We start from the raw sequence: 26,954 nt of genomic DNA, 5'->3' as shown, positions 1-26,954 counted from the left end.
CGATCCATAAGAACGACCCATAAGAACACCCATAGGGCAGACCATGGAAATCCGGCAACTCAGGTATTTTCTCGAAGCCGCCAAGCGCGAACACATCACGCAGGCGGCCAGCGCGCTGCACATCACGCAGTCCACGCTGTCGCACCAGCTGCGCCAGCTGGAAGCGCAGCTGGGCACGCCGCTGTTCGACCGGGTCGGACGCCAGGTGCGGCTGACGGCGGCCGGACGGCTGTTCTCACGCTTTGCGCTCAGGGCGCTGCGCGACCTGGAAGATGGCCAGCTGGCGCTGCAATCGCTGAATGACCTGCAAAGCGGCGAACTGCGCGTCGGCGTGATCACCACCTATACCAATTCGCTGCTGCCGCGCGCCATTGCGTCGTTCGCCACGCGCTATCCGGGCATCCACCTGCACGTCGAAGACCTGCCCATGCGGCAGATCGAACAGCGCCTGCAGGATGGCCTGCTGGATATCGGCCTGGGCTTCACCACGCCCGACAACGGCGAACACCTGGACAGCGAGCCCCTCTTCACCGAACGCCTGATGCTGCTGGTGAAAGACGACCATCCCCTGGCCGCGCGCCAGACCATCGACAAGAAAGACCTGTCGGGCCTGGACATCGCCCTGCAATCGCGCCTGTATGTGTCGCGCCAGCTGATCGAACGCCAACTGGCCAAGTACATCGAAGGCCGGGTGCGGCTGGAGCTGGACTCGATTCCGGCCATGCAGAGCATCGTCGCCCATAGCCATCTGGCGTGCATGCTGTTCGAAGGGGCGGTGCTGCCCCTGCCGACGCTGCGGGCCATTCCCATCGTGCCGCAGGTGACGCGCACGGCCGCCCTCCTCTGGCCGCGCGAGCGCTACCGCTCGAAGGCGGTCACGGAGTTCGTGCAGACGGTCAAGGCCAATCTGGCCATGACCTCGGCCCCCGGGCTGGCGCCGGCCGGCGACAAGCGCCCTGCCCGGCGCCCCCGCACCGCAAAGGCCGGCGGCGGCCCGGCCAAGGCCAGCGGCCGCCTCAAATAAGCGCCGCCGCCTGCTCGCAATGCCGCAGCGCCTGGCGCAGCGCCGTGTCCACCGACCGCAACGACATGCCCAGCCATTCGGCCGCATCGGCGCGGCTGCGCCCTTCCACCCGCAAGGCGATCAGCACGGCGCGCTGGCGGCGCGGCAATTGGTCCACGATGCGCGACAGCGCGGCCAGGGCCGACCGCCCCTCGGTCACGGCCTGCGGCCCGGGGGTGTGGTCGACCAGCTCGGGCAGCGCCGCGGCTGGGTCATCCAGCGACAGGCACGACGGCTGGCCGCGCAACCGGTCGATGGCCACATGGCAGGCCATGCGGAACACATAGGCGTCGGCCTCGCGCACCTCGGCCAGCACCGGCCGCTGCAGCCGCAGCCAGGTCTCGTGCAGGCATTCATGCGCCAGGTCGGCGCAACGAAACCGCCGCAACAGCCGGCCATGCAGCGCGGCGTAACTGCCGCTCAGGTGCTCGCGCAGCCGCGCCGTATCGTCGACCCGACGCGGCGATTCGTCAGGCGGGCGCACGGTGCCGTCCGGCGAGTGCACCGCTTCGTCATGCGGACGCTCGGCCTGCCGTGCCTGCCGCAAGGGCAGGCGCGGCAGGTGCCACGCATCGACGTCCAGCCAGGGCGGCGGCAAGGCGGGCGCCGGCCGCGGGCGCGCGCTCGATAGGGGCGTCATCATCACAGCCGGCCCAGGTTGCTCTGTTCGCGTTCGGTCAGCTGCTGCTGCGCCTCTTGCGGCAACTCGCCCAGGCCCAGGACGCGCACCGCGCTACCCGGGTCATAGGACGCCGACGGCGCCGGCGGCTTGGGCGGCGGCGCTTCGGCGCCGCTGCCGGCCGGCAACTGTTCCGTGCCAAAGCCCAGGATCTGCACGTTGAAGATCGACGGCTGGTTCTGGCGCGCCGCCGCGCGGTCGCGCTGCATCACGTCCTGCGCCGCGGACGACGCCGAGGTCGCCGCCGCGCTGGCGCTGGTCAGCGCGTTGGTGTTGACCGACACCGTCACCGGGATGCCCTTGCTGTCGCCCTGCACCTGGATGTTGGCGGCGTTCACCACATGCAGCGCCGCCACGTTGACGTTGCCCGACACGCGGATGCCGGCCTCGCCCGCATCGATGGTGCCCAGGGGCGCGATCAGGTCCACGTCGCCCGCCGGCACTTCCGGAATCGGCGCCAGCGTACCGATGCCCGCGCCGGTGGACGGCACGGTCGGCGACAGCGTGACGTTGCCGAAGGCGTCGTACACGCGCCGCGGCGGCGTATACAGCACCGTCGTCTTGGCGCCCCGGCCGGCGTTGATGTCGCCTTCGGCCGACCAGGCCTGGATGTGGCCGCCGAACGTGGTCATGATGCGGCTCTGGCCCAGCAACAGGCTGCCTTGCGCATACAGCTGGATGTTGCCCTGCCCTTGCGTCACCACGCCCGCGCTGGCCGGCGGCGCCACGCCTTCCACGCCCAGCACCTGCCGGCCGCCCGGCGTAAGCAGCTGGATGTTGCCGCCGAAGTTGCTGCGCAGCCCCGCGCCGCCGTACATCGTGAAGCTGCCGTCGTAGCGCAGCGGCGTGCCCGCGGCGTCGACGTCGGGGAACAGCGCAGCGATGGCGCGGCGTCCACGCAGATAGCTGCCAAAGCGCGGGCCGCCATCGTCGTTGTATTCGCGCCCGCCTTCCTTCAGTTCGGCAAAGAACAGCTGGCGCGCGTAGATGCCCAGTTCGGCCGGGGCCAGCGCCGCCAGGGCCGCGCCCGCACCCGCCTCATCCCCTTGGTAGCCATGGTGCTTGCGCAGCCAGTTCACCAGGTAGACGCCGCTGTCCTGCTCGAAGTCGTTCTTCAGGTCGCGGCGGGCTTTGTTCGTGTCGGCATCGCGCAGCGCCTGCTGGCGCGCCAGCTCGGCCGGCGCACCGGCGTCATCGCCGGCATAGCCGAACTCGGCCGCCAGCCAGCCGCGCAGCGTCATCTCGCCGCCATAGGCCTGCACGACCTTGCCCGGATGGGTGCCCAGCGCCTCGCCGGCTTGCAGCCCGCGTGCGCCGTCCAGGTAACGCGCCAGGAACGACGCGTAGTCCGGACCCGCCGAGCCCACGCCGGCCAGCACGGCCAGGTCTGCGCCGGGGCGGGTGTCGCCGCGCACGATGGCGCCCAGGCTGCGCACGCTGGCCACGTCTTCCTGGCGCAGTTGGCGCCCGGCCTGCATCAACAGCGTGCCGGGCCCTGCCACCTGCGCATTGGCGTAGACGATGTCGCGGCCGGCTTCGATCAGCGAGAAATCACGGGCGTTGCTGTGCAGCGCGGTGACGTCCAGCCCCAGGATGTCTCGACCCGCCCGCACCGACACCGGCAAGGCGGCCTCGTACCAGGTATCGACGCTGCGCACCACGCCGCCCCCCCCGTTAAAGCGCACCACCGCGCCGCTCTTGACGCCCACGATGTCGCCAGACGCGGCATAGAAGCGGGCGACGCTGGCATCCCCCGCGTGCAGCGACCGGTCCAGCGGGGTGCCAGGCCCGAACACAAAGAGCGGCTTGTTATCCCATCCGGACGCCTGCATCACCCCTTGAGTGCTGGTGTTGGTCAAGATCAGCGTGGCGTACATGTCCGTCGAGTAGGCGCTGAAGGCCGGACGCAACGGCGTGGGCAACGCCACATCGGCCGCCGACATCGACACCGTATGCGCGTCTGTGGCCAGAATGGACCGGCCCGCCAGCATTTCCAGCTGGCCGCCCGCCGACGGCGCCAGCAGCAGCACCGGATTGTTCTCGCCGGTGGCGTTGCTGGCCAGCACGATATTGCCGTTGGCGGCCACCGCCCGCAGAATCGACGGGTACACGAAATACCTGCGGCCCGTCCCATCGATCTGCGTGATTTCGGGCCGCAGTTCGTCACCGGAAAAACGGGCATTGGTGACGGTCATCGGCGTGAGATTGCCGCCCGCCGAAAACAGATTGACGGCCGTCGATGGCGTCCAGAGCGTGAACCAGCTTTCGCCGCCGCCCGTCGTGGGCAGCGCGTCGCCGACCCGCTGGTACGGACTGGCATTGACCGGCCGGGCCCGTCCGGGGTCGCTGACGCCGCCCAGCACCAGGTCCGAGCGCGTGTCGATCCAGGCCACGGCATCGCCCAGCACCAGTCGCGGTCCGCCCATCGGCCGGCCGCCCGCCACCGCATACGGATCGGCGGCGCGCAGGCCGCCACCGTCGCCGTAGTTCAGATCCATGCCGCCCATCTGGCCGGCGGACACGGCCAGCCGGCCGCGCAGGTTCGCCAGCACGCCGTTCAGGTCCAGGTGGTCGCTACCGCCGGTGTGCGGACCGGTCGCGTTCAGCTGGGTGGCGGCCAGCGACGGATTGATGCTGCCGCCCACGCGCAAGTCCAGATCGCCGCCGCCCGTCAGCACCATGTTGCCATCGAGCACCCGGCCGGTGCTGCCGACGACAGCGGTCAGGCCTTGCGAACGCGGTTCCACGCCATTGACGTAACGGGCCGCATCGCCGCGAGCATCGCGGATACCCGCGTCGCGTCCGGCGGAAATGCTGAGGTTGCCGCCGCCCAGTGTGCCGAAACCGGTAAAGCCAAGCAGCCGCGGCTCTTCATAGCCGCCGCCCACGGAAGCCTTCGTTGCATAGCTGCCGAAGTTGATCCACCAACTGGGCGCGATGTCCGCCACGCCCGGCGTGCCCAGGCTGCCCTGGCGCCACAGCCACGCGCCGGTCAGCGTGTTGGCATAGCGTGCACGGGGCGACGAGCCTTCAAGCGGGACGCCTGCGTCGGCGGCCGAACCCACCGCATCGCCGTAGACGTCGCGCCCGGCCTGCACCACCAGGTTGCCGCCCTGGTCGGGATACCAGGCCTGGTACACGGACAGAGCGGCGTCATACTTGCCGTCCAGCTGGATCAGCCCCAGCGTGCCGGTGGTCTTGTCGGCCCCGCGCGGCAGGTTGAACCGCGCATCGGCCGCGCCCAGCGATGATTGCGTACCCGCCGTGTACACGCCGTACAACGACGCCATGCCGACGTCGCGCCCGGCCAGCAGCGACAGGTCGCCCGTGCCGGTGCGCAGCACGCTGAAGGCCGGCGAGCCAAAGCCGTACTTGTATTCGCGGGTGACGATGGTTTCCGAGGTGCCGCCGCCCAGGCAATTGGTGGCATCGGCGCAGAATTCGTCTACGGTGATACCCAACTGGGCCACGAGCTGCTCGACCGGCTTGCCCACCCAGCTCAAGTCTCCCCACCAGTTCATGGAACCGGTTTCCGACACCGTGCGCGGCGCGGGCGTGCAATAGTCGCCCCAGCCACACATCTCCTCCCATTCGAAGCCCCACTGTTCGGCCAATTCCTTGATGGGCTTGCCGACCAAAAGCGGGTCGCCGAACAGCTCTTCGGCGCCGGCCGGCGTCAACACCATCACGCCGACGAAGATCGTCTTGGTGGTCTGGGTCGCGCGGGCCGCCAGGCCGTAGTGCGTATCGGCCAGCACCAGGTCGCCCTTGCCCAGCACGTTGCGGGCGCGCACGTCGGCCGAGTCGAGGTCTGCGCCGGCCACCGCCGTCAGGCTCCAGGCGCTGGCGCCCGGGCCCAGCATGGGCGCCAATGCCCAGTTGCGGCCTTGCTTGCCGTCCGGGCCCTTGGGCCGCAGATCCACCGGCTTGCCATCGAGCAGCACCACCTTGGTCTGGGACGGAATCAGCGAGCCCTGCGCCAGCACGATCCGCGTGCTGGCCACCAGCTCGGTCGGCAACGCCACGCCCTTGGGCCAGGTGAATGCGCGCATCGACGCACTGCTGCGCAGCACGAAGCCGGCCCCCAGCATCGAACCCGCGTCAAGCTTGACCTCGCTCGCCAGCACCGTACCGGCGCGCAGCACGCTGCCGCTGGCGGTGGTGACGTCGCCCGTCAGCACCAGGCCGGCAGGCAGCGACAACGCCGCGTTCAGCGTCATGGCAACCGGCAGCACCGTGCCCATCGGCAAGGTCGCGGGGCGCGCGGGCAGGTCGTAGTTCAACGTACGGCCCTCGGGGAACGAGGTGCCCGCTTCCAGCTTGACGCCGCCGATCGGCACCACCAGGTCCCCGCCAAACGGCGTCACGGCCTGCGAGCCGTAGCGGCCCTCGACCAGTTGCCAGCCAGCCGCGTCGTCCGGCGAATCCGGCGGCGGCGCAAAGCCGTCGTTGATGCTGCCGTAGATGTTCAGGTTGCCGCCCGCGCGCAACACCAGCGCGCCCGGTTCGCCATAGCCGCGCCGTGCCGGCGTGATGCGGTCGACGTTCGGGCCGTAGCGGTAGTTGGACAGGTCGATGTCGCCCACCACGCTCAGGTCGCCATCCGGCGTGGCGCTGACCACCTCGACACCGGGGCGCAGATGGTAATTGCCCAGGCCCGCCAGACGGGCGGACAACGCCGGATTGCCCAGCGCCGCGGTCATGAAGGCCTGGCTCTGCACGTCGATGCCGTCCAGGTAGGCCTGCGAGATCAGCTGCGGCACCTTGCCCGTCACGTCCGGCGCGCTCGCCAGCGGCGCGTCGTTGTAGCGGCGGAAGGCATTCACCGCGACGGTCTTGGCCCCCAGGATGGCGGGCGTGCCCAGCACCGTCACGGCCACGTCGTTGGCGCCGTCGCCCGAACCGGCAAAGGCGCCCTGCCCGTTGCCGCCGCCCAGGCGGCGCGCGTTCAGGTCCAGCGTGCCGCGCGCCACGCCATCATTGTTCGGCGCGTCGGTGCCGGCGCGCAGGTCCACTGCCGCGCCAGCCCCCAGCACCAGCGTGCCCTCGCGGGACGTCAGGTCCACGATGGCGCGGTTGACGCTATCAATGATCTTGCCGTAGCTGTCCACGCGCAGGCCGGTGCCGTGCGTGTCCAGCAGGCCGTTGATGACCAGGTCGCGCATGGCGGCCAGGCGGATGCTGCCCACCTGCGCGCCGCTGGCGTCGATGCGGCCATTCACAGTCAGGCTGCCGCCGTCCAGCACCAGTTCCACCTGGCGCGCACGTACCTCGTCGCCCACCACCAGGTCGCCGCGTTTGATCTGGAAGCGCCGGGCGCCGAACACGCCGCCTTCGGTCAGGCGCGCGTTCAGGTCGGCAAAGTCGGCCACGGTCTGGGCACGCAGCACCGCCTCGGCGCTTTCGTATGCCACCCGCGTGCCGCCCGCGTCATACAGGCCCGACGCCGTGCCGCGGAACGATCCCGCCAGGTCCAGGCGGCCGGCGCCTTCGCCCAGCGCAACGGCCTGGATACGGCCCGCGCGGTTGTGCACCGCCGACACATCGATCAGGCCGCCACGCGCCTGCGTGATGTTGCCCGCCGTGCTTTGCAGGTCGATATCGCCGCCCCAGCTGTAGCGCATCTGGTCAAGCAGCCGCACCTCGCGGCCCGACATATCCAGGCGCGACCCCGCGCCCAGCGTGATGTCGCCATCGGCCTTGACGGTCAGCTTGCCCGACGGCAACGCCACGGTCGTGTCCACCAGGACGCTGCGGCCGGCCAGGTTCAGGGTGGCGCCCAGCGCATTGCGTGCGGCAGCGGCGCCTCCCGTGCCGGTGACGGCCAGCGCACCGCCCGCCTTGATCGAGTTCACCGAACCGGCCTCGCCGGTCAAGAGCGGCGTGCGGATCAGCAGATCGCCGTCGCGATAGCGCCAGCCGTCTTGCGCGGTGTAGCCATCCGGCGCGTGATAGACCGACAGGCCGCCCTTGGCGCGGCTGGAAATCATCTGCGCGGCATCCAGGGTCACCGACGAAAAGCCCAGCACCAGGCGCTCGGCCGGCACCAGGTCGTTCGGCAATCGATAGGGCGAAGATTCCAGCCGGATCACATCGGCCGCGATGTTCAGCGCACCGCCACCCAGGCTGTCCAGGATCGCGCCGCCCGGCGCCTGCGGCTTGTTGGCGCCGGCGCCGCTTGAACCGCCACGGTCGGCGGCAGTCGCCCCCGCCCATACGAATTCAGCGGCGGCAATCGTGGCGGTATCACCCGCCGCGCCGTAACCATAGATGGCCGGTGCGCCCAGCACCAGCCGCTGCAGCGACCGGCCGCCCGCGCCGCGCGCGTCCAGCGAGACCGAGCCGTACACGTTGACCGATTCGCCCGCGTTGAGGATCAGGCTTTCCAGCGCCGGGGCTTCCAGCGCGGTATTGCCACGCAGCAGATTACCCAGCACGTCCTGGTTCAGCGCCAGACCCGGCGGCAGGCGGCCTGCCGCGCCGGCCTGCTGCAGGGCCTGGGCGCTGCCCAGGTTGACGGCCGACACGCTCAGCGCCAGGTTGCGAGTGCCGTATTGCACCGTATCGCGCCAGGTGAACGCACCGCTGGTGGAGGCACCGATCGAGCCTTCCGACAGCAGGCGGGCAGGCCCCGTGCAATCCGTGAGGCAGCCGCCCACATCGATGGCGGTGCCGCTGCCGTACTTGGGCACCAACAGGTTCACCAGCCCGTTGGAGACCGCCAGCATGGCGCCGCTGATCAAGTCGTAGTAAAGGCCCGTGCGCGCATCCTGCGCCACGTCGCCGCGCCCCAGCGTGGAAAGGGTCGCCCCCTGTTCCACAAGGATGCCCCGGCCGCCATCGAGCGAATACAGGAAGATCTCGGGTGCCCGCAGCGCGGCGCCGCTGCGCACGACTACCTGCTTCACGTTGCCCCCTACGCTGCGGGCGCCCGACGCATATTGGCCCCCGACGGTGCCGCCGATGAACATCGAACCAGGCGACAAGGCGTTCAGGTCCGCGGCATAGATCGCCGCGGCCTTCGGGTTCAGCACGGGTGCCTGGCCGGCCGCCAGGATCTCCAGGCCATCTGCCGGGCCGGTCACCGCCAGGCGGCCGGCATAACTGCCGCTGCCTGCGGGCACATCGAACCGAGCGGTTCCCTTGAACGACAGCGCCGGGACATCGCCCATGCCGGCGCCCTGCGCCAGGTTCAGATGCAGCGCGCGGGCATCCGTGGTCAGCATGCCGCGAGCAATGCCCTTGCGCGCCGCGTCGGCCAGCACGAAGGCGTTATAGGATGTCTCGTTGTACTGCGCATGGCGCCGCACCACGTCGGCAGGCGTGATCAACAGGCGCGTCGGCAGCGCGGCAAGCTGCCCGGTCCGGGCCGTGCCCAGCAATCCGCTGCCCACCCACGAGCCGCCGCGCGTCGCCGCCGTCACCGACGCTTCATTGGCGCCCTGCGGGCCCAGTTCGACGCGGAAGGCGCCGGGCAGCAGCGCATACGTCGAGGGCAGCAAGGTGTAAGTGCCCGCCGGCAGGCCCGGCACGCCGGCCTGAATGGTGACCTGCCGCCCCACTGCCGGATTGCCCGCGCCAGCATCGGCCGCAACCGGCGCCTGGCTGCCGGTGAAACCCGGCACGATGGCATAGACCGCGTTGCCCGACCGGCTGAAGCTGAATCCCGGATTGGCATCGGCCATGGCGTAGCGCAGCACGTCGACCGAACCGCCCCGGCCACGCACGAACGCGCCGCCCGTCAGTTCGCCGCCGCCGGACAGATCCAGCACCGCGCCCTCGGCCACCTCGATCACGCTGCCCTGGATCTGGATCTTTCTGCCCAGATAATCGTCGCTGCGGGTCGGGTCCGGCGTCACGTCCCTGCCGGCATAGGTGTATTTCACGCCGTCCACCGTGCCGCCATACGGCATGAGCAGCCCACCGCCGCTGATGGACGTGATGCTGCCCGGCAGGAACCGCACCGTGCTCGGCTTTTCGGTGCGGCTTTCAAAGGTGATGGCGCCCAACGGTGCGCGCAGCACGCCGCCCTGCTCGATCAGCGGCGCCGCCAGCGTGATCGCCCCGAATGCGGAATAGGGCATGGCCGGCGTCTGGCCGTCCGTGCGCCGCAACGTCAGCACGGCATCGTGGTTGTAGCTGGCGATGTCGCCGTTCGGTCCCTTGGCGAGGTAGTCGCCGACGGCGATGATGCCCCCCGAACCCGGACCGGTGACCGGGTAGATCTGTGCCGCGGTCAGCGTCAGGCGGCCGGGCGCGGCCAGCTTGTTCATCAGGCCGCGGTCGCCAAACCCCAACGCGCCCAGGCGCATGTCGCCCAGCACGTCGAAACGCACGTCGTCAAAGGTGACCAGGTTGCGCATGCCGCGCACATCCAGCAGATCCGCCGCCACGTTCAGCCGGTGATCGACATGGAGATACTTCAGCGGTGCGGCAACCGGCTGCAGGAAGGCGTCGGCGCCATCCAGCGGCCGATAGCGCGCCTGGTTGAACAACACATACGACGCGCTCAGATTCACCACGCTGGCGGCAGGCGCCGTTTCCTGCAACGACAGCGCGCCCGACAGCCGCAGGCTCTGGCGCAAGGCCAGCGAGACGTCGCCGTCGGCGTGCACATCGGCGTTCAGCGCCAGGTTGTCAAAACCGCCCGCCTCGATGCGATCCACGCCCAGACGGCCATAGCCATACACCAATGCGGGATTGGCCTGGCCCGGCTTGAGGTCCGAGGCCAGCAGGCTTTCGCCCTGGCGTTGCGCCAGGATCAGCTGGCGTTCCGCCTGCACCGCCAGTTCCGGCGACTGGTTGCGCATATAGAACGCGCCGGCCAGCGACACGCCCAGGGTGCCGCCGGCCGCCTGGCGGGAACCGGCCGCCGCGCGCAGCATGCCATCCAGGTGCAGGCCATTGGCGGACGACAGCACGATCGTGCCGCCATCGGACCCCACCACGGTGGCGCCGCGACCCGGCAGATCCAGCACGGCCTGCGTGCCCGATGCGTCCAGCAGCGACCCCGGCCGCAGGATGATGTGCCGGTCGATGGGCCGGTTCAGCGTATCGACATCGGTTTCCCAGTCGATCTTGCCGCCGATCTCGATCGAACCACCCGCCTGCACCACGCCATAGCGCTGGCCCTTCCGGTCCACCGCCACATAGCTGCGCCCGGCCACGTCCAGCACCGCCTGCTCGCCGATCCAGACCGAGCGCGGATTCGCCTTGGGCACGTAGGGTTGCTCGCCGATGCGCGGCTCATTGATCGCAATGCGTCCGCCCCAGGCGTCCAGCCGGCCCAGCACCGTCAGTTGGTCCGCGCCCTTGATCTGGATCGTGCGGCCGGGGTCGACGCTGACGCGCGCGCCCTCGCCCACCAAGATCGGTCCGCCCACGGCGCCCCGGTCCGAGTACAGCGCCAGGTCGGCGCCAACGCGCTGCGTCAGACGGCCGCGCAGCGGGTCTTCGGTGTATAGCGGCGGCGTCCAGAGCGACAGCACGTCGCCCGGCTCGACGCCCGAACCCGGCGCCTGCGCGGTGCTGCCCGGCAACCGCAGCACCGGCATGGCCACGTCGATCTGCGCGCCGTCGGCCACCGTCAGGCCCTCGTAGCCGTTGATCTCGTACTTGCCGAAACCGGTGCGAAACAACGATGCATCCAGCCGCAGCGTGCCCTTTTCCTGCGGATCGAGCGGGCCGCCCAACACGATGTGCCCGCCGCTGGACACGGACAACGTGCCGCCGCCCGTCACGCCATAGCCTCGCACGTCACCGTTCATCGACAGCTGGCCACCGGTTGCCGCCACGCTGCTCAGCGCATAGGCGGCCAGCGTCACGCTGCCGCCCTGGCCGCCCTGCAGCTTGCCGTCGGCCAGCACCGACGCGCCGGCCGATACATCCAGCACGCTGCCCGCATCCAGGGTCACGTCGCCCGAGCTGCGCAGCGCCACGCGGCCGCCGTCACGCACCGGCAAACCGGCCAGGCTCTCGGCGTCGCGCAGCAGGTTGGCCCACACGCCGCGAGCATCCAGCATCACGCCCGAAGCCACGTGCACCCGAGGCTTCTGATTGGCTTGGGGCGCCAGGCCCGTGTCTTCGATACGCGGCGCAAGGAAGCTGGGTTGCAGCAGGATGTTGCCGGCCTGGATCAAGCCGCCGCGGCTGACCAGGTTGGCCTTGATGTCCACCTCGGGCGCATAGAGCGTGATTTCGCCACCGTCGGCGCTGTGCAACGCCGAATCGACCGTGATGGACCGGCCCGCGGCGATGCGCACCCGGCCCAACGAAAAGCCATTGAGCCGATCCGCGTCCAGGAACAGCTTGCCCAGGTTTTCCTTGGGCAAGGCGGCCGCCAGGTCCAGCCCATCGGCCAGGCGCTGCCCGCCCGCGCCCACGATCACCTCGGCCACGGTATCCGCCGTGGCGCCCAGCTGATAGTGCACCTGCCTCGCGACGGGATCGTAGTAGCGCAAATCGTTGCCCACCACCAGCGCCGCGCCGCGCGCCACCGCGCGTTGCGACTGGCTGTAGCCGTCCAGGCCCGCCTGCGGCGCGCGGTCCTGGCGCACGCCCTGATAGGTATTGCTGACCAGATCGCCTTCCAGCACGGCGTTGCGGGTCGAGATGACCAGCGCCCCCGCATCGCGCCCTACCGTGTAGCCGTCTTCCTGGCGCGTGCGCGGCGCCAGCAGCGCGTTGTAGAAGCGGCGCGTGGCCTTCTCGCCCCAGCGCTCGGAACGCTGCTCGAAGCCGTTGTAGATGCCGGTGTACAGCAGGTCGGCCGGCGCCCGGTCGGCCGTATAGAGGCGTCCGTCCTGGCCGCGCAGCCAGGTCTGCTGCAGGGTGCCGGCCTGCACGTCCAGCGTGCCGCCCGACAGATTGATGGTCGAGCCGGCCTGCGTCACGACCTCGGCGCCTTCGAAGCGGACCTGTCCGCCCTGCGCCAGCCAGTGGCTGGCCGGCACCGCCAGCGTGCCCAGGTAACCGCCCACTTCCAGCAGGCCACCGGCGCTGTACCAGCGGTCGCCCTCGTAGCCGCCGGTGCCGCCGGCAACACGGATCAGCGAGCGCCGGTCCAGCCACACATCGCTGTTGTTCAAGCGCGCATCGTCGCGGTTCAGCGGCGAATCACGCTGCTCGTTGCCTTGCAGATTGATCTTGAGATTGTTCGATTCCATCGACACGGCCACGCCGATGGCGCCGGCCACGTCCAGCTGCGCGCCGTCACGCACCAGGCTGCGCCCGGCCGCCTTGACCGCGATCTGGCCGCCCGTGGCCAGCGTCAGCGAATCGCGCTGGAAATCCACCGTGCCGCCGCTGTCGATCTGCACCAGCGACAGCTCGCGCCGATTGCGGTCGGTCTGCGCCAGCGTGCCGGTCGTGTCGACGCTGGGCGGCATCAGGTTGTCGCGCTGGCCGTCCAGCGCCGTGGCGTTGTCCACGTCCACCAGAATGGCGCTGACCGCGCCCGAACGCAGCGTCACCGCCGCCTTGGCGCCCACGCCATTCAGGTGGATGGTGCCGCGCGAATCCACCGACGTGGATGCCGCCAGCACACCCGCCTGGTCCACCGCGCGGGCCGCCAGCGTGATATCACCCTGCGGCGACAGGATCAGGCCGCGGTTCGTCACCACGCCCTCACCCGTCGGCGTGATTTCGTTGCCGCGGGTGGTCGACGCGGCATTGCCCTCGGTACCCTGGCCGCGCTTGATGATGAAGCTGTCGCCGGCTACCAGCGCCGCCTGCCCGCGGGCCGTCGTGATGGTGCCGGCGTTGTCCACCTCGCGGCCCACCAGCAGCACGTAGCCGCCGGATTGCGTCACGGTGGCGGGCCGGTTGGTCTCGATGAGCGCGCCGGGCCGCAATTCCACCTTGCCCAGCGCGTCCGTGAAGGTCGGGGTCTTGTCGTCCGGCCCGTACAGGCCGTTGTTCTCGAACTGCGTGTCGCTGATGCGCGCCGCGGCCGCCACCAGGTTGCGTACATTCACCTGCGAGGTGCCGTCGAACACCACCCCGTTGCGATTGACCACCATCACCGTGCCGGCGGCCTTGATCTGCCCCTGGATCACCGACGGCCGCGCCTGCGGATCGTTGACGCGGTTGAGCACCGCCCACGTCGAATCCTGCTGGAATTCCACCGTGGTGCGCTTGCCGACGTTGAAGGTTTCCCAGTTCAGCACCGCCTTCGAGCCGGTCTGTTCGATGGCGACCTTGGTGCGGCCGTCTTCGACGGTCGTCACGGGCGCCCGGGCATTGCGCCAACCCGCCGTCAGCGGATTGGCATCCACCTTCAGGCCGCCTTCGACCATGCCGTCCGGCACCGGCGCGCCTGACGCCAGCGCCGCGTCACGCGCGGCGCGTTGCGCGGCCTGCTGCGCGGCGATCGCCGCCGCCGTCGTGCCCAGGTTGCCCACCGACCGCTGCAACTGCTCACGCGCCGCCTGCGACTGGCGCGCGCCGGTCAGCGAGCTCACCGGTGCGCCGTTGGGCAGCCGGCCCGTCGTGATGGCCTGCGTCTGCGCCGCGTTCTTGGCCGCGAACCAGCCGCTGCTGAAAGCCTGTTGCGCCGAGGCCGGCATGGCCACGCCCCCCGACACCAGCATCAGCGCCAGCGCGGCAGGCAGCGGCTTGAGCCGGCCTCCCCGCGCGCCAGCCGCAACAAGGCGGGTCATAGGGAGTTTGCGAAGACGCGATGTCATAGCGGGCAATCCTGATCCGTGTAGCCAAGGGAGCGAGATCACGTCATCGGCGCGTTCGTGGCGCGTGATGGCGGCTCATACTCCAATGACGGAGGGACGCGAAGGAAGGGCTACCGAAAACCCCTAAATATTTTGTAACAGCACCCTCAGCTGAGCAGCACGATGCCGCCCGGCAGGCGCGTCAGCTGCGCGCCGTACAGGTCGCGCAGCATGTGCAGCGCCAGGTCGGTCTGGGTAATCTCAAAGCGCATGCGCACGCGCCGCGCGGCCAGATCGGCATTGCGCAGCAGCACGCGGCCCGGGCGATAGCGGTTGATCTCATCCACCACCTCAGCCAGCGTCTGCCCGGCGAAGGTCAACGTCCCCGTGCGCCAGGCGTTCACCTGCGCCGTATCGGCCGCCAGCGGCGCGTGCAGGCCGGTATCGTCGTAGGTGACCTGCTCGCCTTCGGCCAGGGTGCGCTGCGCGCCCGCCCACTGCACGTCCACCGTGCCCTGCAGGCAGGTCACGCAGACTTCGGGCCCGGTATAGCGCAGGTTGAAGCGCGCCTGTCGCGCCCGCGTGGCGCCGGCCCCGGCGTAGACGATCACCGGCGCGCCGCTGCCGGCCGCTTCCACCTGGGCCTCGCCCGCCACCAGTTCGATGGCTGCGCTGCCGGCCTGCGCGCCGCGCTGGTTGATGCGGGTCTGTGTGTTCATCTGCACGTGCAGCTGATCGGACAGCGCCAGTTCGCGCTGCTCGGCCGTGCCGGTCCGGAAATCCGCCGTGTAGTCCAGCAACGACGGCCACAGGGACAGCGGCGGCCACACCGCCACCGCCGCGCCGCCCGCAGCCATGGCCATGGCCGTGCCCAGAAAGGCCCGGCGGGCGGGCCGGCTCGGGCCCCTGCGGGCAGGCGGGTGCGCCAAGCCCGGATCGCGGCGCACGGCCTGGCGCAACACCGGGTCCAGGTCCTGCCACAACCGCGCCACCTCGTCCCAGGCCTGCGCATGCAACGGGCTGCGCGCGCGCCACTGCTTCATCGCTTCCGCGTCGCCGCGCGTCGCGTCGCGGTCACGCAGGCGCAACCACCATTGCTCGGCTTCGCGCCGCAAGCGGTTGAGGTCTTCGGATGGGTTCATGGCGCCGAGCATCGTGTCAGAATTTCCGTCGGCCGACAACATCGCCATTGGCCACGGCCTCGGTGTCGGCCAGGCGTTCGCGGCAATGCCGCATGGCGGCGGCCAATTCCTTTTTCACCATCGCCACCGAAATCTGGAAGCGTTCGGCGATCTCGGCATTGAGCAGCCCGTCCACGCGCGCCGCCGCCAGGATGGCACGCTGGCGCGGCGGCAGTTCGTCCATCGCGACCTCCAGCGTGCGCACGTCGCGCCGCGCCGCCACGATGCGCTGCGGGTCCGCGGTTTCGTCGGCCACGTAGAGCAGCGCTTCGCGCTCGTCGTCGGCCAGCGGCTCGCGGTTGCGCCGCCAATCGTCGGTGGCGATGCGCGCCGCCATGCGCAGCAGGTAGGCGTCGGGATTGAGCACCGGGCTGGCGGGCTTGGCCACATCCAGCCGCAGCCAGGTTTCATGCAGCGCGGCCGACGCCTGGTCACGCGACCCGACGATGCGTTCCAGGCTGCGCCGCAGTTCGGCGTAGCGGGCGATCAGGCGCAGCCGCAGCAGCGCAGCAGAGATCATCGACATGCCGTCACGGCCCCGAGCGGCGCGGCGCCGCACAGTGGGTGCCGCCGGGCAACAGCAGGATCGACACCGGCTGCGGCATTCCGGCAGGCGGCGGCGCGCCCACGTCCATGCCCTGGATGGCGCGCGTCACCGCCGCGTCCACCCGGCTGCTGCCCGTGCTGTCCAAAAGGCGCATCCGCGCGACATGCCCGCCGTCATCCAGCCGCAGTTGCAGCGCCAGGCGGTATTCTCCCGGCCGGGCGGCGGCATTGCCGCACAGCGTGCGCAACACGGCCTTTTGCAGCCGCCCGATATATCCGCTGAAATTGGCTCCGCCAGCCCGCGCACCGGGAATGTCCTCGGCGCGCAATGCGGGTCCGGCGTCCGTCGCGGCACGCCCCGGCCCGTCGGCGGACGGTGCATAGACCACGATGGCCTCGCCATCCGTCTGGCGAATGCGCAGCCCAGAGCCCTCCAGCAGGCGGCGCAGGGCGTCCATGACCGTCAGGCGGCCCGCCAGCGCCGGTGCGCGCCGACCCGCATGGCGTTCGTCGACCAGCACCGCCACCCCCGCGACGTGCCCGATGGCCTCCAGGCTGTCGCCCAGCGGCTGCGCGGGCAAGGCAAAGTCATACCGCTCGCCGCGCAGGCGATCGGACAACCCCGCCGAGGCGGACGCGGCGCCGCCCGCCAGGATGGGCGTCGCCAGGCACAGGAGACACACGCCAACCAGCGCCAACACACTGAGCGGTGCCGGGGTACCTATCATCGGGCGATATGGACGTCGGGTAAGGGAACAGGGCCGGCGCACGCCCCAACAAGGCGACACCGGCCAGCAGGCTAGCCCGGCGATATGACCCGGACATGACACCGCGATGACGCAAACGGCGGACCCGGTGCCGTGATGCCGTGACGCGTCGACGCATCAATCCGCCACGAAGCCGATGGCCTTGATGGGCGCCTCCCAGCGTTTCAGCTCGTCTTGCTGCAGCTTGACGACAGCTGCTGGCGGGGCATACGCCGGCTTATAGGCGAATTGCGCAATGCGCTTTTGCAGGTCCTCGGATTGGAGCGTGGCTTCAAGCGCCTTGCTGATGCGTTCGGCCTTGTCTGCCGGCAGGTTGGCAGGCCCGTAAAGCCCGATGTAGGCATCAAAGACGACGTCGATGCCGGCTTCCCGAAGCGTCGGCACGTCAGGGGTGATCGCCGTTCTTTCGCTGCCCGTCGTGGCCAGGATCCGGACCTTGCCCGCCTTGGCCATCTCCAGCGCCTCAAGAATGGTGTCTACCACCAGCGATATCTGTCCCCCGACCAGATCATTCATCGCCGGCGCGCCGCCTTTGTAGGGCACATGGACCAGCGACACGCCAGCCGCCTTGTTCAGCATCTCGCCGACCAGGTGCCCTGGCGTCCCCGCACCGGGCGATCCGAACGTGGCCTTTGCCGGATTCGCCTTCGCCCATGCCAGGTATTCCTTGATGCTGCCCGCCGGCGTGGCCGGGCCGGCGGACAGGCCGAGTTCGAAGGTGGCGACACGTCCCAGCGGCGTAAAGTCGCGCACCGGATCAAACTCCAGCTTCTGGTAGATATGCGGGTAGATCGTGAACGGCGTGCTGTTCGCCAGAATCAGCGTCAGTCCATCCGCCTTCGCTCGCCTGGTTTCCCCCAAGGCGATGCGTTGACCCGCGCCCGGCTTGTTTTCAACGAGCACAGGCTGGTTCAGCGCGATGCGCAGCTGGCCGGCAACCGCCCGCGCCACGGCATCCAGCGCACCGCCCGGCGCAAAGCCGACAATCAGCCGGACCGGCGTCGAGCTTTCCTGGGCATGGGCGGGATTGCCGGCCAGCAACATCACCGTGCCTACGGCTGCGAACAATTTTGAACAGCGCATGGTTATCTCCTTGGGGGGTGCGACCTACGTGAAACTACACTTCTGTTCCTGGAACGGCCCTGGCCGTCGGCAGATGTTTGTGGGGGTCAAAGCCGATGGCGGACAACTGTGCCGACAATGCCTTTCCCTGGCCTGCGGTGAGCGGCAAGAGCGGCGGCCGCACGACCGACCAGTCAGGTTCAGCGCGCGCATCCGCGATCACCTGCTTCATGGCCGCGATGAGGGGATAGCCTTGAAAGACCGTGCGCACATTGCGTGCCGCGTCGTTCTCTTTTTCGCCCCCCCCACGCACGCATGCCACATACAGATCGGCCAGCGCCCGCGGATTCACATTGGCCGTGGCGCTGATGCAGCCCGCCCCGCCCGCCAGCACGGTGTCCCTGAGCAACATCTCGGTACCCGCGAACACTTCGAATCCGTCCCGGGCGAAATGCTCGATGTAGCCCCGGGTGCTTTCCCAATCACCCGACGAATCCTTCATGCCGGCCACCTGCGTGGGATAACGGCGCAGCAGCGCTTGCACCACACCCAGGCTGATCGGCACCTGGGACATCGCGGGAAAGTTGTAGAGGTACACGCGAAGCCGATCGTCGTTGACGCGATCGATGACCCGCGAGAAGTACGCGACCAGACCCTCGTCGCTGACGTTCTTGTAGTAGAACGGCGGCAGCATCAGCACCCCGCTGACGCCCAGGCTCAGCGCATGCTGGGTCAAACTGATCGTCTCGGGCATCGAACAACAACCCGTGCCAGGCATCATCCGATGCGCGGGTATCCCCGCTTCGACCAGCGCTTCCAAGAGGCCCTTTCGTTCTGACAGCGCCAGGGAATTCGCTTCCGAATTCGTTCCAAAAACGGCCAGCCCCACGTCGCAGGCAACGAGCCCGCGGCAATGCTCGACGAAAGCCGGCGTATTGACACAAAGATCCGCCTGGAACGGCGTGACAACCGGCGCAAAAACGCCGAATTTCTTCTCTGAAAGGCGCATGGCGCTTACTCCCCTTGAGTTTCCAGCAGTGGTTCATCGGTTGCGGTGCCGGGTGCGAGCGCGTCGCGGTAGGCAAACAGGGTAGGAACGCCCCCTGTCATCAGGAAGACGATGTCTCCGGCATCGCGCAGGCCATTGCCACGTATCAGCGCCAGCAGTCCGGCAAAGGCCTTTCCGGAATACACCGGGTCCAGCAATAGCCCTTCGCGACACGCCATCAGGTTCACGGCCTCGACCATGGCCGCAGTCGGCACGCCGTAGGCCGATCCCCGCTGACTGCCATCCACAAGCATGTCGGCCTGCGCAATGTCACCGCCCGTGCCCAGCAGGTCGATAGCCGCCATGGCCTTGAGCGCCGTCGTCTGTTGCACCGCGTCGGCATCGCCGATCACCGCGAATGACTGGATGGCACGGGCGGATCCCCCCATGGCCACCCATCCTGCCGCCAGGCCGGCATGGGTTCCCGAACCGCCATTGGCCAGGAAGATCCGTGCCAATCGAAAGCCGCAGGCGGCCTGCTGCTCGACGATTTCGCGCGCCGCCGCGGCATAGCCCAGCGCGCCGATGGCGTTGGACCCGCCCGCAGGAATCACATAAGGAATGCGGCCTCGTGCACGGTGAAAGTCCGCGCGCGCCTGCATCGCGTCGTTGGCGTCGGCAGACGCAGGAATCTCAATGCGCGCTGCGCCGAACAATCGGTCGAGCAGAACGTTGCCGCCCAGGCGATGTTCCGCATTGGCGTGCCCCACCGTCGGCTTGACCACCAGTTCGCACGCCAGCCCAAGGTGCGCGCAGGCAGCCGCGGTCAGACGTGCGTGGTTCGACTGGCGTCCGCCCGTGGTGATGATCACGTCCGCGGCCATCGCTTGCGCGTCTCCCAGCAGGAACTCAAGCTTTCTCAGCTTGTTGCCGCCCCCGCCCAGCGCCATATGGTCGTCGCGCTTGGCAAAGAGCCGGGTCGTCCCCAGTTGATCGCGAAACGCCTGTTCCACGTTCTTCAGCCGTTGAACCGGCGTGGGGCCGGCCAGCAACGGCGCGCGCGGTCTGCGCTCTAGCGCCTGTGTCAGATCTTCGGTGCGGTATGACATGAATAGGAACGGCCCGGAATGCAGGCGTGCCGGTCGGAACCCACACGCCCTTCAAGTTGCAATGTCGAAATTCTCGTTTCACCACCACCGGAAAGAAAGTGATTTATATTGATCATCTGACAGCCAAAAACCAGATCAATACATGGTCACCAAAGTCTCCATCGCACAACTGCAGGCCTTGGTCGCCATCGTCGAACAAGGCTCGTTCTCCGCGGCGGGCCGGCAATTGGGCATTGCCCAGTCTGCGATCTCGCGCAACATCAACGAGCTTGAAAGCCGCTTGCGATCGGCCGTTTTCCAACGTGAAGGGCGTGCGGCCAGATTGACCGACGAAGGCGCGCGCGTGGCCGAGCTGAGCCGGGACGCGCTGCGGCAATGGCGGGTGATCTGCGAAGAATTCGCAGAACCCACCTTGCTGCATCGCACGCTGCGCATGGGCATCACCGAAATCGCCGCGCAGACCTGGCTGCCGCGTTTCATGACCGCATTCCGCGCCGCGTTCCCTTGGGTGCAACTGCAGCTGGAAGTCAGCGCCATGGCATCCGAACTGGTCGAAAAGGTCCAGCGCGGACAGCTGGAGCTGGTCATGGTGTCTGACGCCGGCGATCGTTCGGACGTGACCGTCCTGCCCCTGGGGCTGATGAAGTGTGGCTGGTATTGCCGGCCTGACTTCCAGGCGCCGCAACGTGCGCTACCGCTCGATGAACTGATGCGCTTTCCGCTCGTCATGCAGGACCATGCATCCGCGGCCGGTCGCCTGGTCCTGCAGTGGCTGGAATCGCACGCGGTACTGCCCGCAAATGCCCTCTATGCCAATAGCTTCGCGGCGCTGGGCGGCATGACCGTTGCCGGTCTGGGCATCGGCTGCCTGCCCTGCGCCGTGGCGCACGAACTTGTCGAACGTGGGCTGGTCCGCGAAATCAAGACCTCGCCAAAGATGCCGCCGATGCGCTACGTGACCGTCTTGCGCAGCGACCAGGGCACGCCCTTCCTGTCCCGCGTCGCCGAACTGGCCGCCGACGTATGCGACTACAACCTGCGCTACCAAGAGGCGGGCTAGAGCCTATGTTCTCAATCAAGCAACTTGAGCTTTTCGTGCACACGGCCAGGCTGGGGTCCGTACAACGCGCTGCCGAACACCTGCACCTGTCACCATCCGCTGCCGCCAAGCGACTGCGCGATCTTGAACGCAGCTCGGCCGTCCCGTTGTTCGAGCCGCAAGACCGTCAAAAGGCGCGCTTGACCGCGAAGGGAAGAGAAATGCTCGCGCTTTGCGAGGATTTGCTCAAGACCCTTCAGGCCATCGAGAAAGGAGCCTGACCCCGCCGTCAGTCCACACCCGTGCCCGCAAAATGCGGCGACTGGCCGAAGTGTTCGATCAACAGTTCCGTCAGCACCCGTATCTTGCGGGCGGGATGCTGGCCGGGCGGACGAATGACGTAGGCGCCGGCCGGCGGCGGCGGATACCGCGTCATGATGGGCACGAGCGCCCCGGCGGCCACATAATCGTGGGTCAGGCAGTCCGGCAAATAGGCCACCCCCAGTCCGGCCGCCGCCGCAGCCACCAGGGCCGCGCCGTTGTCGGCCTTGAAGCGCCCTTGCGGCCGCGCCACCACCACCTTGTCGCCATCCATGAACTGCCAGGTCTCGGTGCCCTGCATCAGCGCCTCGTGCGCCGCCAGTTGGGCGGGCGTTTCCGGCGCACCGTGCGCCTTGATGTAGTCGGGGCTGGCCAGCAGCTTGCCGCGGATGGGGCCGACGCGCCTGGCGACCAGGTTGGAATCCTGCAGATACCCCACCCGTATCGCGCAGTCGTAACCCTCGGCGATGAGATCCACGAAACGATCGCTGTAGCAGGTCTGCACATGCAGCCTGGGATGACGACGCGCCAATTCCGCCACCACCGGCGCAAAATGCGTCAGGCCGAAAGACACCGGCACGGCGACGCGCAGGCGGCCCCGCAGTTCACCGGCCGGCACGATCGCTTCCCGCGCCATATCGATTTCGGCGCAGGCCTTGGCCGCATGGTCGCGGAACAGCGCGCCGGCCTCGGTCAGCGCGGCGCCGCGCGTCGTGCGCGCCAGCAACTGCACACCCAATTCCGCTTCCAGCCGCAGCAACCGACGGCTGACGATCGACTTGGATACGCCCAGCCGCAGCGCGGCGGGTGACACGCCCCCCGCATCGGCAACTTCGATGAAGGTCTGGAGTTCTTCGATATCCATGTGGCGCGGTTCCCCGTTGTGCGACGCGTTTCGCCGCAGGATAGCACTGCGCCATGCATATCGAATCCACAAACATCGCTGCGCCACGGCGCACGGTCGACATGTGCCTGGAAGCGTTCCTGATCGCGCGACACAGCTTGCCTTCGAACGCAACTACCGCGTCCCCCGCGACAAAAACATAATGCTGATTCCACCCACTCCAACAATCCAGGGATCAACAATGAGCTTTCGCAACGGCCTCGATTCACTGCTACGCCCCGAAGATTCGGTACTCGTCCTGATCGATCACCAGCCCTACCAGCTGACCAACCTGAACAGCCACGATCCGCAAATGGTGGTCAACAATTCGACCGCGCTTGCCAAGGCCGCCAAGGCCTTCGGCGTGCCCACGATCCTGACCAGCGTGATCGCCGCGCGCGGCGGCCGCATCTTCCCGCAGATCACCGACGTGTTTCCCGATCAAGAGGTCATCGACCGCACCTTCATCAACACCTGGGAAGACAAGAAGGTCGTCGACGCCGCCAAGGCCACGGGCCGCAAGCAGCTGATCATCGCGGGCCTGTGGACCGAGATCTGCGTGGCCATGCCGGCCATCCAGGCGGCAGGCGAAGGCTGGGATGTGACGGTGGTCACCGATGCGTCGGGCGGCGTCTCGGTGGAAGCGCACGAAGTCGCCCTGCAACGCATGGCCGCAGCGGGCGTGAACCTCATGACGTGGCTGGCCGTGGCCGCCGAGTGGCAACGCGACTGGGCGCGCGTGGGCACCGCTGCCGCGCTGACGGACGTTCTTGTTCAGCACGCCGCAGGCAGCGGCATCGCGTATCTGTGGGAACAGCAGCTGCTCAATACGCCGGTGTCCGACACGGCGGGCTGATCACACGGGGATGACGTGGCCGCGTCGTGTCGATGGTTTGCGATGCGGCGCATCATCCTCTGGCGCCGACATGACGGATAACGTCTTGCAACGAATCCGGCGACGCAGGTGTTGCCGGGCGTGAAGAGACCGCGATAAGGTGAAAGCCCCTCACCTGGCCCCGCTTCCGGAGGTGGCTTGCCCACAATACGGACATCCTCATGAGCCCGAGCCGTTCCCTGGGCGCGACCGGCTTCGCCCTCATCGCCGTCTGCTACGGCTTCGCGCGCTTTGCCTTCGGCCTGTTCCTGCCGCGCATCGGCGCGGACATGCCCTTGTCGTCGACGCTGGTCGGGTTGATATCCGGCGGCGCGTTTCTGACGTATTGCGTGGCCGTCATCCTGTCCGCATGGCTGACCGAACGCGTCGGCGCCCGGTATGTGGCCTTGGGCGCCGCCCTGATCGCCGCTGCGGGCATGGCGGGCATCGCCATCGCGCCCTCGCCCGGCTGGCTGGCCGGCGCTGTCATGCTGGCCGGCTCCAGCACGGGACTGGTCTCGCCGCCCCTGGCTGCCGCGGTAGCCGCAGCCGTCCCGCCCCATCGGCAGAACGCCACCAACACCCTCATCAACGCCGGCACCGGCGCGGGCGTGGCCCTGTCGGGCCCCGTGGCGCTGCTGCTGGGTGAACTGTGGCGCTACGCGTTCGCGGGCTTTGCCCTGGCGGCGCTCGGCCTGGCCTTCGCCGTGGCGTTGATCCTGCCGCGCGCCTCGCCCGCCACCACAACCACCGCACAGGGCATGCCCGCGCTGGACGGCGCGCTGCGACGCCTGATCCTGGCGGCATGCCTGGCAGGCGCGGCCAGCACCGCCATCTGGTCCTTTGGCGGGCAGCTGGTTGCGCTGCGGCTCAACTGGGGCAGCACGGGCGCGGGCCTGCTCTGGACCGCCATCGGCGCGGCCGGCATCGCGGGCGCCGGCGCCGGCCACCTGATCGCGCGATTCGGCATCAACCCCGTGCACCGGGCAGCGCTTGCGGCGATGGCGGCCAGCATCCTGCTGATCGGCATCGACGGCACCTCGGCCGCGCTGACGCTGGCCGGCGGCCTGCTGTTCGGCGCCGCCTACATCATGCTCACGGGCATATACCTGCTATGGGGCGTGTCGGCCCTGCCCGACCGGCCCGCCACCGGCGTGACCCTTGCCTTCCTGGCGCTGGCCATCGGCCAGACCGCCGGCGCGCCGGGCTTCGGGTGGCTGATGGACAGGCTGACGGCGGGCGACGCCGTGATCCTCTTTGCCTGCCTGGGGCTGACCGCCGGTCTTGCACGCGCCGACGCGGCACGTGCGCCCTGACCTGACGCGCGGCGCCTCTTAACGATTCGTTGACGCCGCCTGGCCTACCGTCCATCATCAACCACCCCTGGCGGCCTGCCCCATCCGCCACCGACAGGAATCGCCCCTGGCATGAACGACACGCCTGCCGACGATCACACCGCTCGTACACGCTTGCTGCTCGCCATCCTGCTGACCGGCCTGTCCGCCGGCCTGGGCGGCATGCTGCTGGGCATGTTGCTGCACGCCGTGCAGCACCTGGCCTACGGCTACAGCCTGGATCGCATCATCGGCCCCGAGACCTTCCTGCAAGGCGTGCAAAGCGCCAGCGACAGTCGGCGCCTGGCCGTCCTGATGCTGTGCGGCCTCGTGGCAGGCTGTGGCTGGTGGCTGATCTACCGGTTCGGCAGGCCGCTCATCAGCGTGACGCAGGCCGTGCAGGACCCGGCCGCGCGCATGCCGGCCAAGACCACCTTGGCGCATGCCCTCTTGCAGATCATCACGGTGGGACTGGGCTCGCCGCTGGGCCGCGAAGTCGCGCCACGAGAAGTCGGCGCGCTGGCGGCAAGCGGCGTGTCGGCATGGCTGTGCCTGCCGGCCGACCAGCACCGCCTGATCGTGGCGTGCGGCGCAGGCGCAGGCCTGGCCGCCGTCTACAACGTGCCGCTGGGCGCGGCGCTGTTCGTGCTGGAAGTGTTGCTGGGTACGTTTGCGTGGCCCGCCGCCGCCGTCGCGTTGGTGACCTGCTGCATCGGCGCCGTCATCGCGTGGATCGGCCTGGGCAACGAAATCCAGTACGCGGTGCCGCCCATGACCGCCGGCGCCAGCCTGATCGTCTGGGCCGCCGTGGCCGGCCCCCTCTTCGGCGTGGCGGCCCATGGTTTCGTGCAGTTGACCTCTGCCGCGCGGCGCCAGGCCGCTCGCGGGTGGCGGCTGCCGGTCGCGGCGTTCGTCAACTTCACCCTGATCGGCGTCCTGGCGATCTTTCTGCCGGCCCTGCTGGGCAACGGCAAGGGTCCGGCACAACTGGGCTTCAGCAGCGAACTGACGCTGGGCATGGCCGCCCTGCTGCTCGTCCTGAAGGTGGCCATCACCAGCGGTTCGCTGCGTGCGGGCGCCAGCGGCGGCCTGCTCACCCCAGGCATCGCCATCGGCGCCTTGCTGGCGGTCGTGCTGGGCGCGGCCTGGAACCTGATCTGGCCCGACGCGCCGCCCGGCGCCTACGCCGTGGTGGGCGCGGCGGCCTTCCTGGCGGCGTCCATGCGCATGCCGCTGACCGCCATCGTCCTGATCCTGGAATTCACGCGGGTCGATCAGGCTTTCCTGGTGCCGATCATCCTGGCGGTCGCCGGCTCTGTGGCGACACAGCGTTGGTGCGCGGCCCGGGTCGCCCCACCACCGGACAACTCGCCGGCACGGGACGATCAAACAGCACGGCCATCCCGCACGCCGACGTGAACATCCCCAGGTTGTTGTGACCCACCCCAGGCACCTGCACGACGCGCTGATTCAGCCCCGCGGGATGCCGGCTCTTCAGGTAGTCGAAATAGGCAAGGCCGCGTTCCAGCCGGTTGGGGCCTTGCGCCATGCCGCCGCATGAACGATCGATGAAGTGGGTATAGGGATCGGTGTCTGCCTGGCCCAACAGGTACTCCACGCGCCGCTTGGCATAGCGGGCCTCGACCTCGTCCGCGTTCTGCGACGCCACGTAGGGCGGCCCGCCCTCAAGCTGGTACTTCCACTTCGTCGCGGCGGGACACGTGCCGGCGGGCGCAGGATTGGGCCGCTGGTCGCTAAAGTACAGATAGCTGGAAGGGTTCGCCACCACAAAGCGCACCGGCACGCCCTTGCGCGCCAGCAACTTGCCGCCCTGGCCCACCACGGCATAACGTTGAACGATCTGCGCGCCCGCCGAATGCCCCATCACGACGACATTGCGCAGCGCGGGATAAAGACGCTTGTCCGCAAAGTGATCCAGCAAGGCATCAATCGCCTCGAATGAACTGATCGGCGCCGGCCCGATGGCAGGTTCGCCGCTCTTCCAGCCCTCTTGCGTCCACATCAAGGTCTGCGGCGGCATCGAGAATTGCTTGACGTCCGGCGCGGTCAGGAACTGCGGCGCCACCACCAGCACGCTGCCGTCCGGCTTGCCGGCCCCCGACAGGATTTCCTTGCCGGTGTCGAAGTAGGTATCCGCATTGCGCAGCGTGCCGTGAATGACGATCAGCACGGTCGAGACCTTCGGGGCCGCGGCCACGATGTCCATCGACGCATACAGCGGAAGATCTCCCACGCCAGCCGCCCCCTTCACGGCAAGCACCTGATCCGCGACCCGCTTCACCGGCGCCTCCAGCTTGGACACTTTCGCTGGCGGGGGACTGGCGGCTTCGCGGGTGGCACAGCCGTTCGCGGCCAACAGCAACGGCCCGCACAGCACCCCCCATTTGATGTACGAAAAGAATCTTCCTGTTCTCATTGCCTC

Annotated in this window: 15 protein-coding genes and 1 pseudogene; 6 read left to right on the top strand and 10 right to left on the bottom strand. The window is 68.8% G+C overall.

Going from position 1 to position 26,954, the window contains the following annotated elements; translation table 11 throughout:
* Positions 1–43: 43 nt before the first annotated feature.
* Positions 44–1,024: a LysR substrate-binding domain-containing protein gene (locus tag HV798_RS03485; RefSeq protein WP_175191347.1), complete on the top strand. Its 981-nt coding sequence runs from the start codon at positions 44–46 to the stop codon at positions 1,022–1,024.
* On the opposite strand, the gene HV798_RS03480 is transcribed toward HV798_RS03485, so the two are convergent.
* The 8 genes from HV798_RS03480 to HV798_RS03445 form a co-directional block, all read right to left on the bottom strand.
* Positions 1,017–1,706 (bottom strand): RNA polymerase sigma factor, encoded by a 690-nt coding sequence (locus tag HV798_RS03480; protein WP_175239445.1) that lies wholly within the window; start codon positions 1,704–1,706, stop codon positions 1,017–1,019. The two genes, HV798_RS03485 and HV798_RS03480, sit on opposite strands and share 8 nt — an antisense overlap.
* On the bottom strand, positions 1,706–14,401 hold the full coding sequence (locus HV798_RS03475) for a filamentous haemagglutinin family protein (RefSeq protein ID WP_175216333.1): 12,696 nt from the start codon (positions 14,399–14,401) through the stop codon (positions 1,706–1,708). Before HV798_RS03475 ends, HV798_RS03480 begins: the two co-directional genes overlap by 1 nt.
* Positions 14,402–14,574: 173 nt before the next feature.
* The gene (locus HV798_RS03470; RefSeq protein ID WP_175191350.1) at positions 14,575–15,549 is read right to left on the bottom strand and encodes a FecR family protein; all 975 of its coding nucleotides are present in this window, start codon (positions 15,547–15,549) and stop codon (positions 14,575–14,577) included.
* 16 nt (positions 15,550–15,565) lie between these two features.
* Positions 15,566–16,114 carry an RNA polymerase sigma factor gene (locus tag HV798_RS03465; protein WP_025141234.1) on the bottom strand — a complete coding sequence of 183 codons (549 nt, stop codon included), beginning with the start codon at positions 16,112–16,114 and terminating at the stop codon, positions 15,566–15,568.
* 4 nt (positions 16,115–16,118) lie between these two features.
* The gene (locus tag HV798_RS03460; RefSeq protein ID WP_175216332.1) at positions 16,119–16,862 is read right to left on the bottom strand and encodes a TonB family protein; all 744 of its coding nucleotides are present in this window, start codon (positions 16,860–16,862) and stop codon (positions 16,119–16,121) included.
* A 156-nt stretch (positions 16,863–17,018) separates the two neighbouring features.
* The gene (locus tag HV798_RS03455) at positions 17,019–17,984 is read right to left on the bottom strand and encodes a Bug family tripartite tricarboxylate transporter substrate binding protein (protein ID WP_175191352.1); all 966 of its coding nucleotides are present in this window, start codon (positions 17,982–17,984) and stop codon (positions 17,019–17,021) included.
* A gap of 34 nt (positions 17,985–18,018) precedes the next feature.
* Positions 18,019–18,972: a dihydrodipicolinate synthase family protein gene (locus HV798_RS03450; RefSeq protein WP_175191353.1), complete on the bottom strand. Its 954-nt coding sequence runs from the start codon at positions 18,970–18,972 to the stop codon at positions 18,019–18,021.
* A 5-nt stretch (positions 18,973–18,977) separates the two neighbouring features.
* On the bottom strand, positions 18,978–20,060 hold the full coding sequence (locus HV798_RS03445; protein ID WP_175191354.1) for a D-cysteine desulfhydrase family protein: 1,083 nt from the start codon (positions 20,058–20,060) through the stop codon (positions 18,978–18,980).
* 142 nt (positions 20,061–20,202) lie between these two features.
* Between HV798_RS03445 and HV798_RS03440 the strand changes: the two genes are divergently transcribed.
* Together HV798_RS03440 and HV798_RS03435 are read left to right on the top strand one after the other, a co-directional pair.
* A complete protein-coding gene (locus HV798_RS03440; protein WP_175191355.1) occupies positions 20,203–21,120 on the top strand; it encodes a LysR family transcriptional regulator in 918 nt (305 codons plus the stop codon).
* A gap of 5 nt (positions 21,121–21,125) precedes the next feature.
* Positions 21,126–21,380: a helix-turn-helix domain-containing protein gene (locus tag HV798_RS03435; protein WP_175191356.1), complete on the top strand. Its 255-nt coding sequence runs from the start codon at positions 21,126–21,128 to the stop codon at positions 21,378–21,380.
* A gap of 8 nt (positions 21,381–21,388) precedes the next feature.
* On the opposite strand, the gene HV798_RS03430 is transcribed toward HV798_RS03435, so the two are convergent.
* Complete coding sequence (locus HV798_RS03430; RefSeq protein ID WP_175191357.1) at positions 21,389–22,285, bottom strand: LysR family transcriptional regulator; 897 nt, start codon at positions 22,283–22,285, stop codon at positions 21,389–21,391.
* Between the two features lie 220 nt (positions 22,286–22,505).
* Between HV798_RS03430 and HV798_RS03425 the strand changes: the two genes are divergently transcribed.
* From HV798_RS03425 to HV798_RS03415, 3 genes are all read left to right on the top strand, one after another.
* Positions 22,506–23,159: a hydrolase gene (locus HV798_RS03425; protein WP_175191358.1), complete on the top strand. Its 654-nt coding sequence runs from the start codon at positions 22,506–22,508 to the stop codon at positions 23,157–23,159.
* A gap of 200 nt (positions 23,160–23,359) precedes the next feature.
* Positions 23,360–24,493 (top strand): MFS transporter, encoded by a 1,134-nt coding sequence (locus tag HV798_RS03420; RefSeq protein WP_175191359.1) that lies wholly within the window; start codon positions 23,360–23,362, stop codon positions 24,491–24,493.
* Between the two features lie 111 nt (positions 24,494–24,604).
* Positions 24,605–25,930 carry a chloride channel protein gene (locus HV798_RS03415; RefSeq protein WP_175191360.1) on the top strand — a complete coding sequence of 442 codons (1,326 nt, stop codon included), beginning with the start codon at positions 24,605–24,607 and terminating at the stop codon, positions 25,928–25,930.
* Here the strand turns inward: HV798_RS03415 and HV798_RS31600 are convergent.
* A pseudogene (locus HV798_RS31600) lies at positions 25,839–26,948 on the bottom strand (alpha/beta fold hydrolase); the annotation flags it as partial. The gene HV798_RS03415 and the pseudogene HV798_RS31600 overlap by 92 nt on opposite strands.
* Positions 26,949–26,954 lie beyond the last annotated feature (6 nt).

Source organism: Achromobacter deleyi, assembly GCF_902859705.1.
GTDB lineage: Bacteria > Pseudomonadota > Gammaproteobacteria > Burkholderiales > Burkholderiaceae_B > Achromobacter > Achromobacter deleyi.
Note: the sequence above shows the minus strand (reverse complement) of the source record. Positions and strands in the feature narration are given on the sequence as shown.

Bases quoted from the DNA above. Each gene is read 5' to 3' on its own strand.
- HV798_RS03485 (WP_175191347.1), top strand. From the start codon at position 44: ATGGAAATCCGGCAACTCAGGTATTTTCTCGAAGCCGCCAAGCGCGAA.
- HV798_RS03480 (WP_175239445.1), bottom strand. From the start codon at position 1,706: ATGATGACGCCCCTATCGAGCGCGCGCCCGCGGCCGGCGCCCGCCTTG.
- HV798_RS03475 (WP_175216333.1), bottom strand. From the start codon at position 14,401: ATGACCCGCCTTGTTGCGGCTGGCGCGCGGGGAGGCCGGCTCAAGCCG.
- HV798_RS03470 (WP_175191350.1), bottom strand. From the start codon at position 15,549: ATGAACCCATCCGAAGACCTCAACCGCTTGCGGCGCGAAGCCGAGCAA.
- HV798_RS03465 (WP_025141234.1), bottom strand. From the start codon at position 16,114: ATGTCGATGATCTCTGCTGCGCTGCTGCGGCTGCGCCTGATCGCCCGC.
- HV798_RS03460 (WP_175216332.1), bottom strand. From the start codon at position 16,862: ATGATAGGTACCCCGGCACCGCTCAGTGTGTTGGCGCTGGTTGGCGTG.
- HV798_RS03455 (WP_175191352.1), bottom strand. From the start codon at position 17,984: ATGCGCTGTTCAAAATTGTTCGCAGCCGTAGGCACGGTGATGTTGCTG.
- HV798_RS03450 (WP_175191353.1), bottom strand. From the start codon at position 18,972: ATGCGCCTTTCAGAGAAGAAATTCGGCGTTTTTGCGCCGGTTGTCACG.
- HV798_RS03445 (WP_175191354.1), bottom strand. From the start codon at position 20,060: ATGTCATACCGCACCGAAGATCTGACACAGGCGCTAGAGCGCAGACCG.
- HV798_RS03440 (WP_175191355.1), top strand. From the start codon at position 20,203: ATGGTCACCAAAGTCTCCATCGCACAACTGCAGGCCTTGGTCGCCATC.
- HV798_RS03435 (WP_175191356.1), top strand. From the start codon at position 21,126: ATGTTCTCAATCAAGCAACTTGAGCTTTTCGTGCACACGGCCAGGCTG.
- HV798_RS03430 (WP_175191357.1), bottom strand. From the start codon at position 22,285: ATGGATATCGAAGAACTCCAGACCTTCATCGAAGTTGCCGATGCGGGG.
- HV798_RS03425 (WP_175191358.1), top strand. From the start codon at position 22,506: ATGAGCTTTCGCAACGGCCTCGATTCACTGCTACGCCCCGAAGATTCG.
- HV798_RS03420 (WP_175191359.1), top strand. From the start codon at position 23,360: ATGAGCCCGAGCCGTTCCCTGGGCGCGACCGGCTTCGCCCTCATCGCC.
- HV798_RS03415 (WP_175191360.1), top strand. From the start codon at position 24,605: ATGAACGACACGCCTGCCGACGATCACACCGCTCGTACACGCTTGCTG.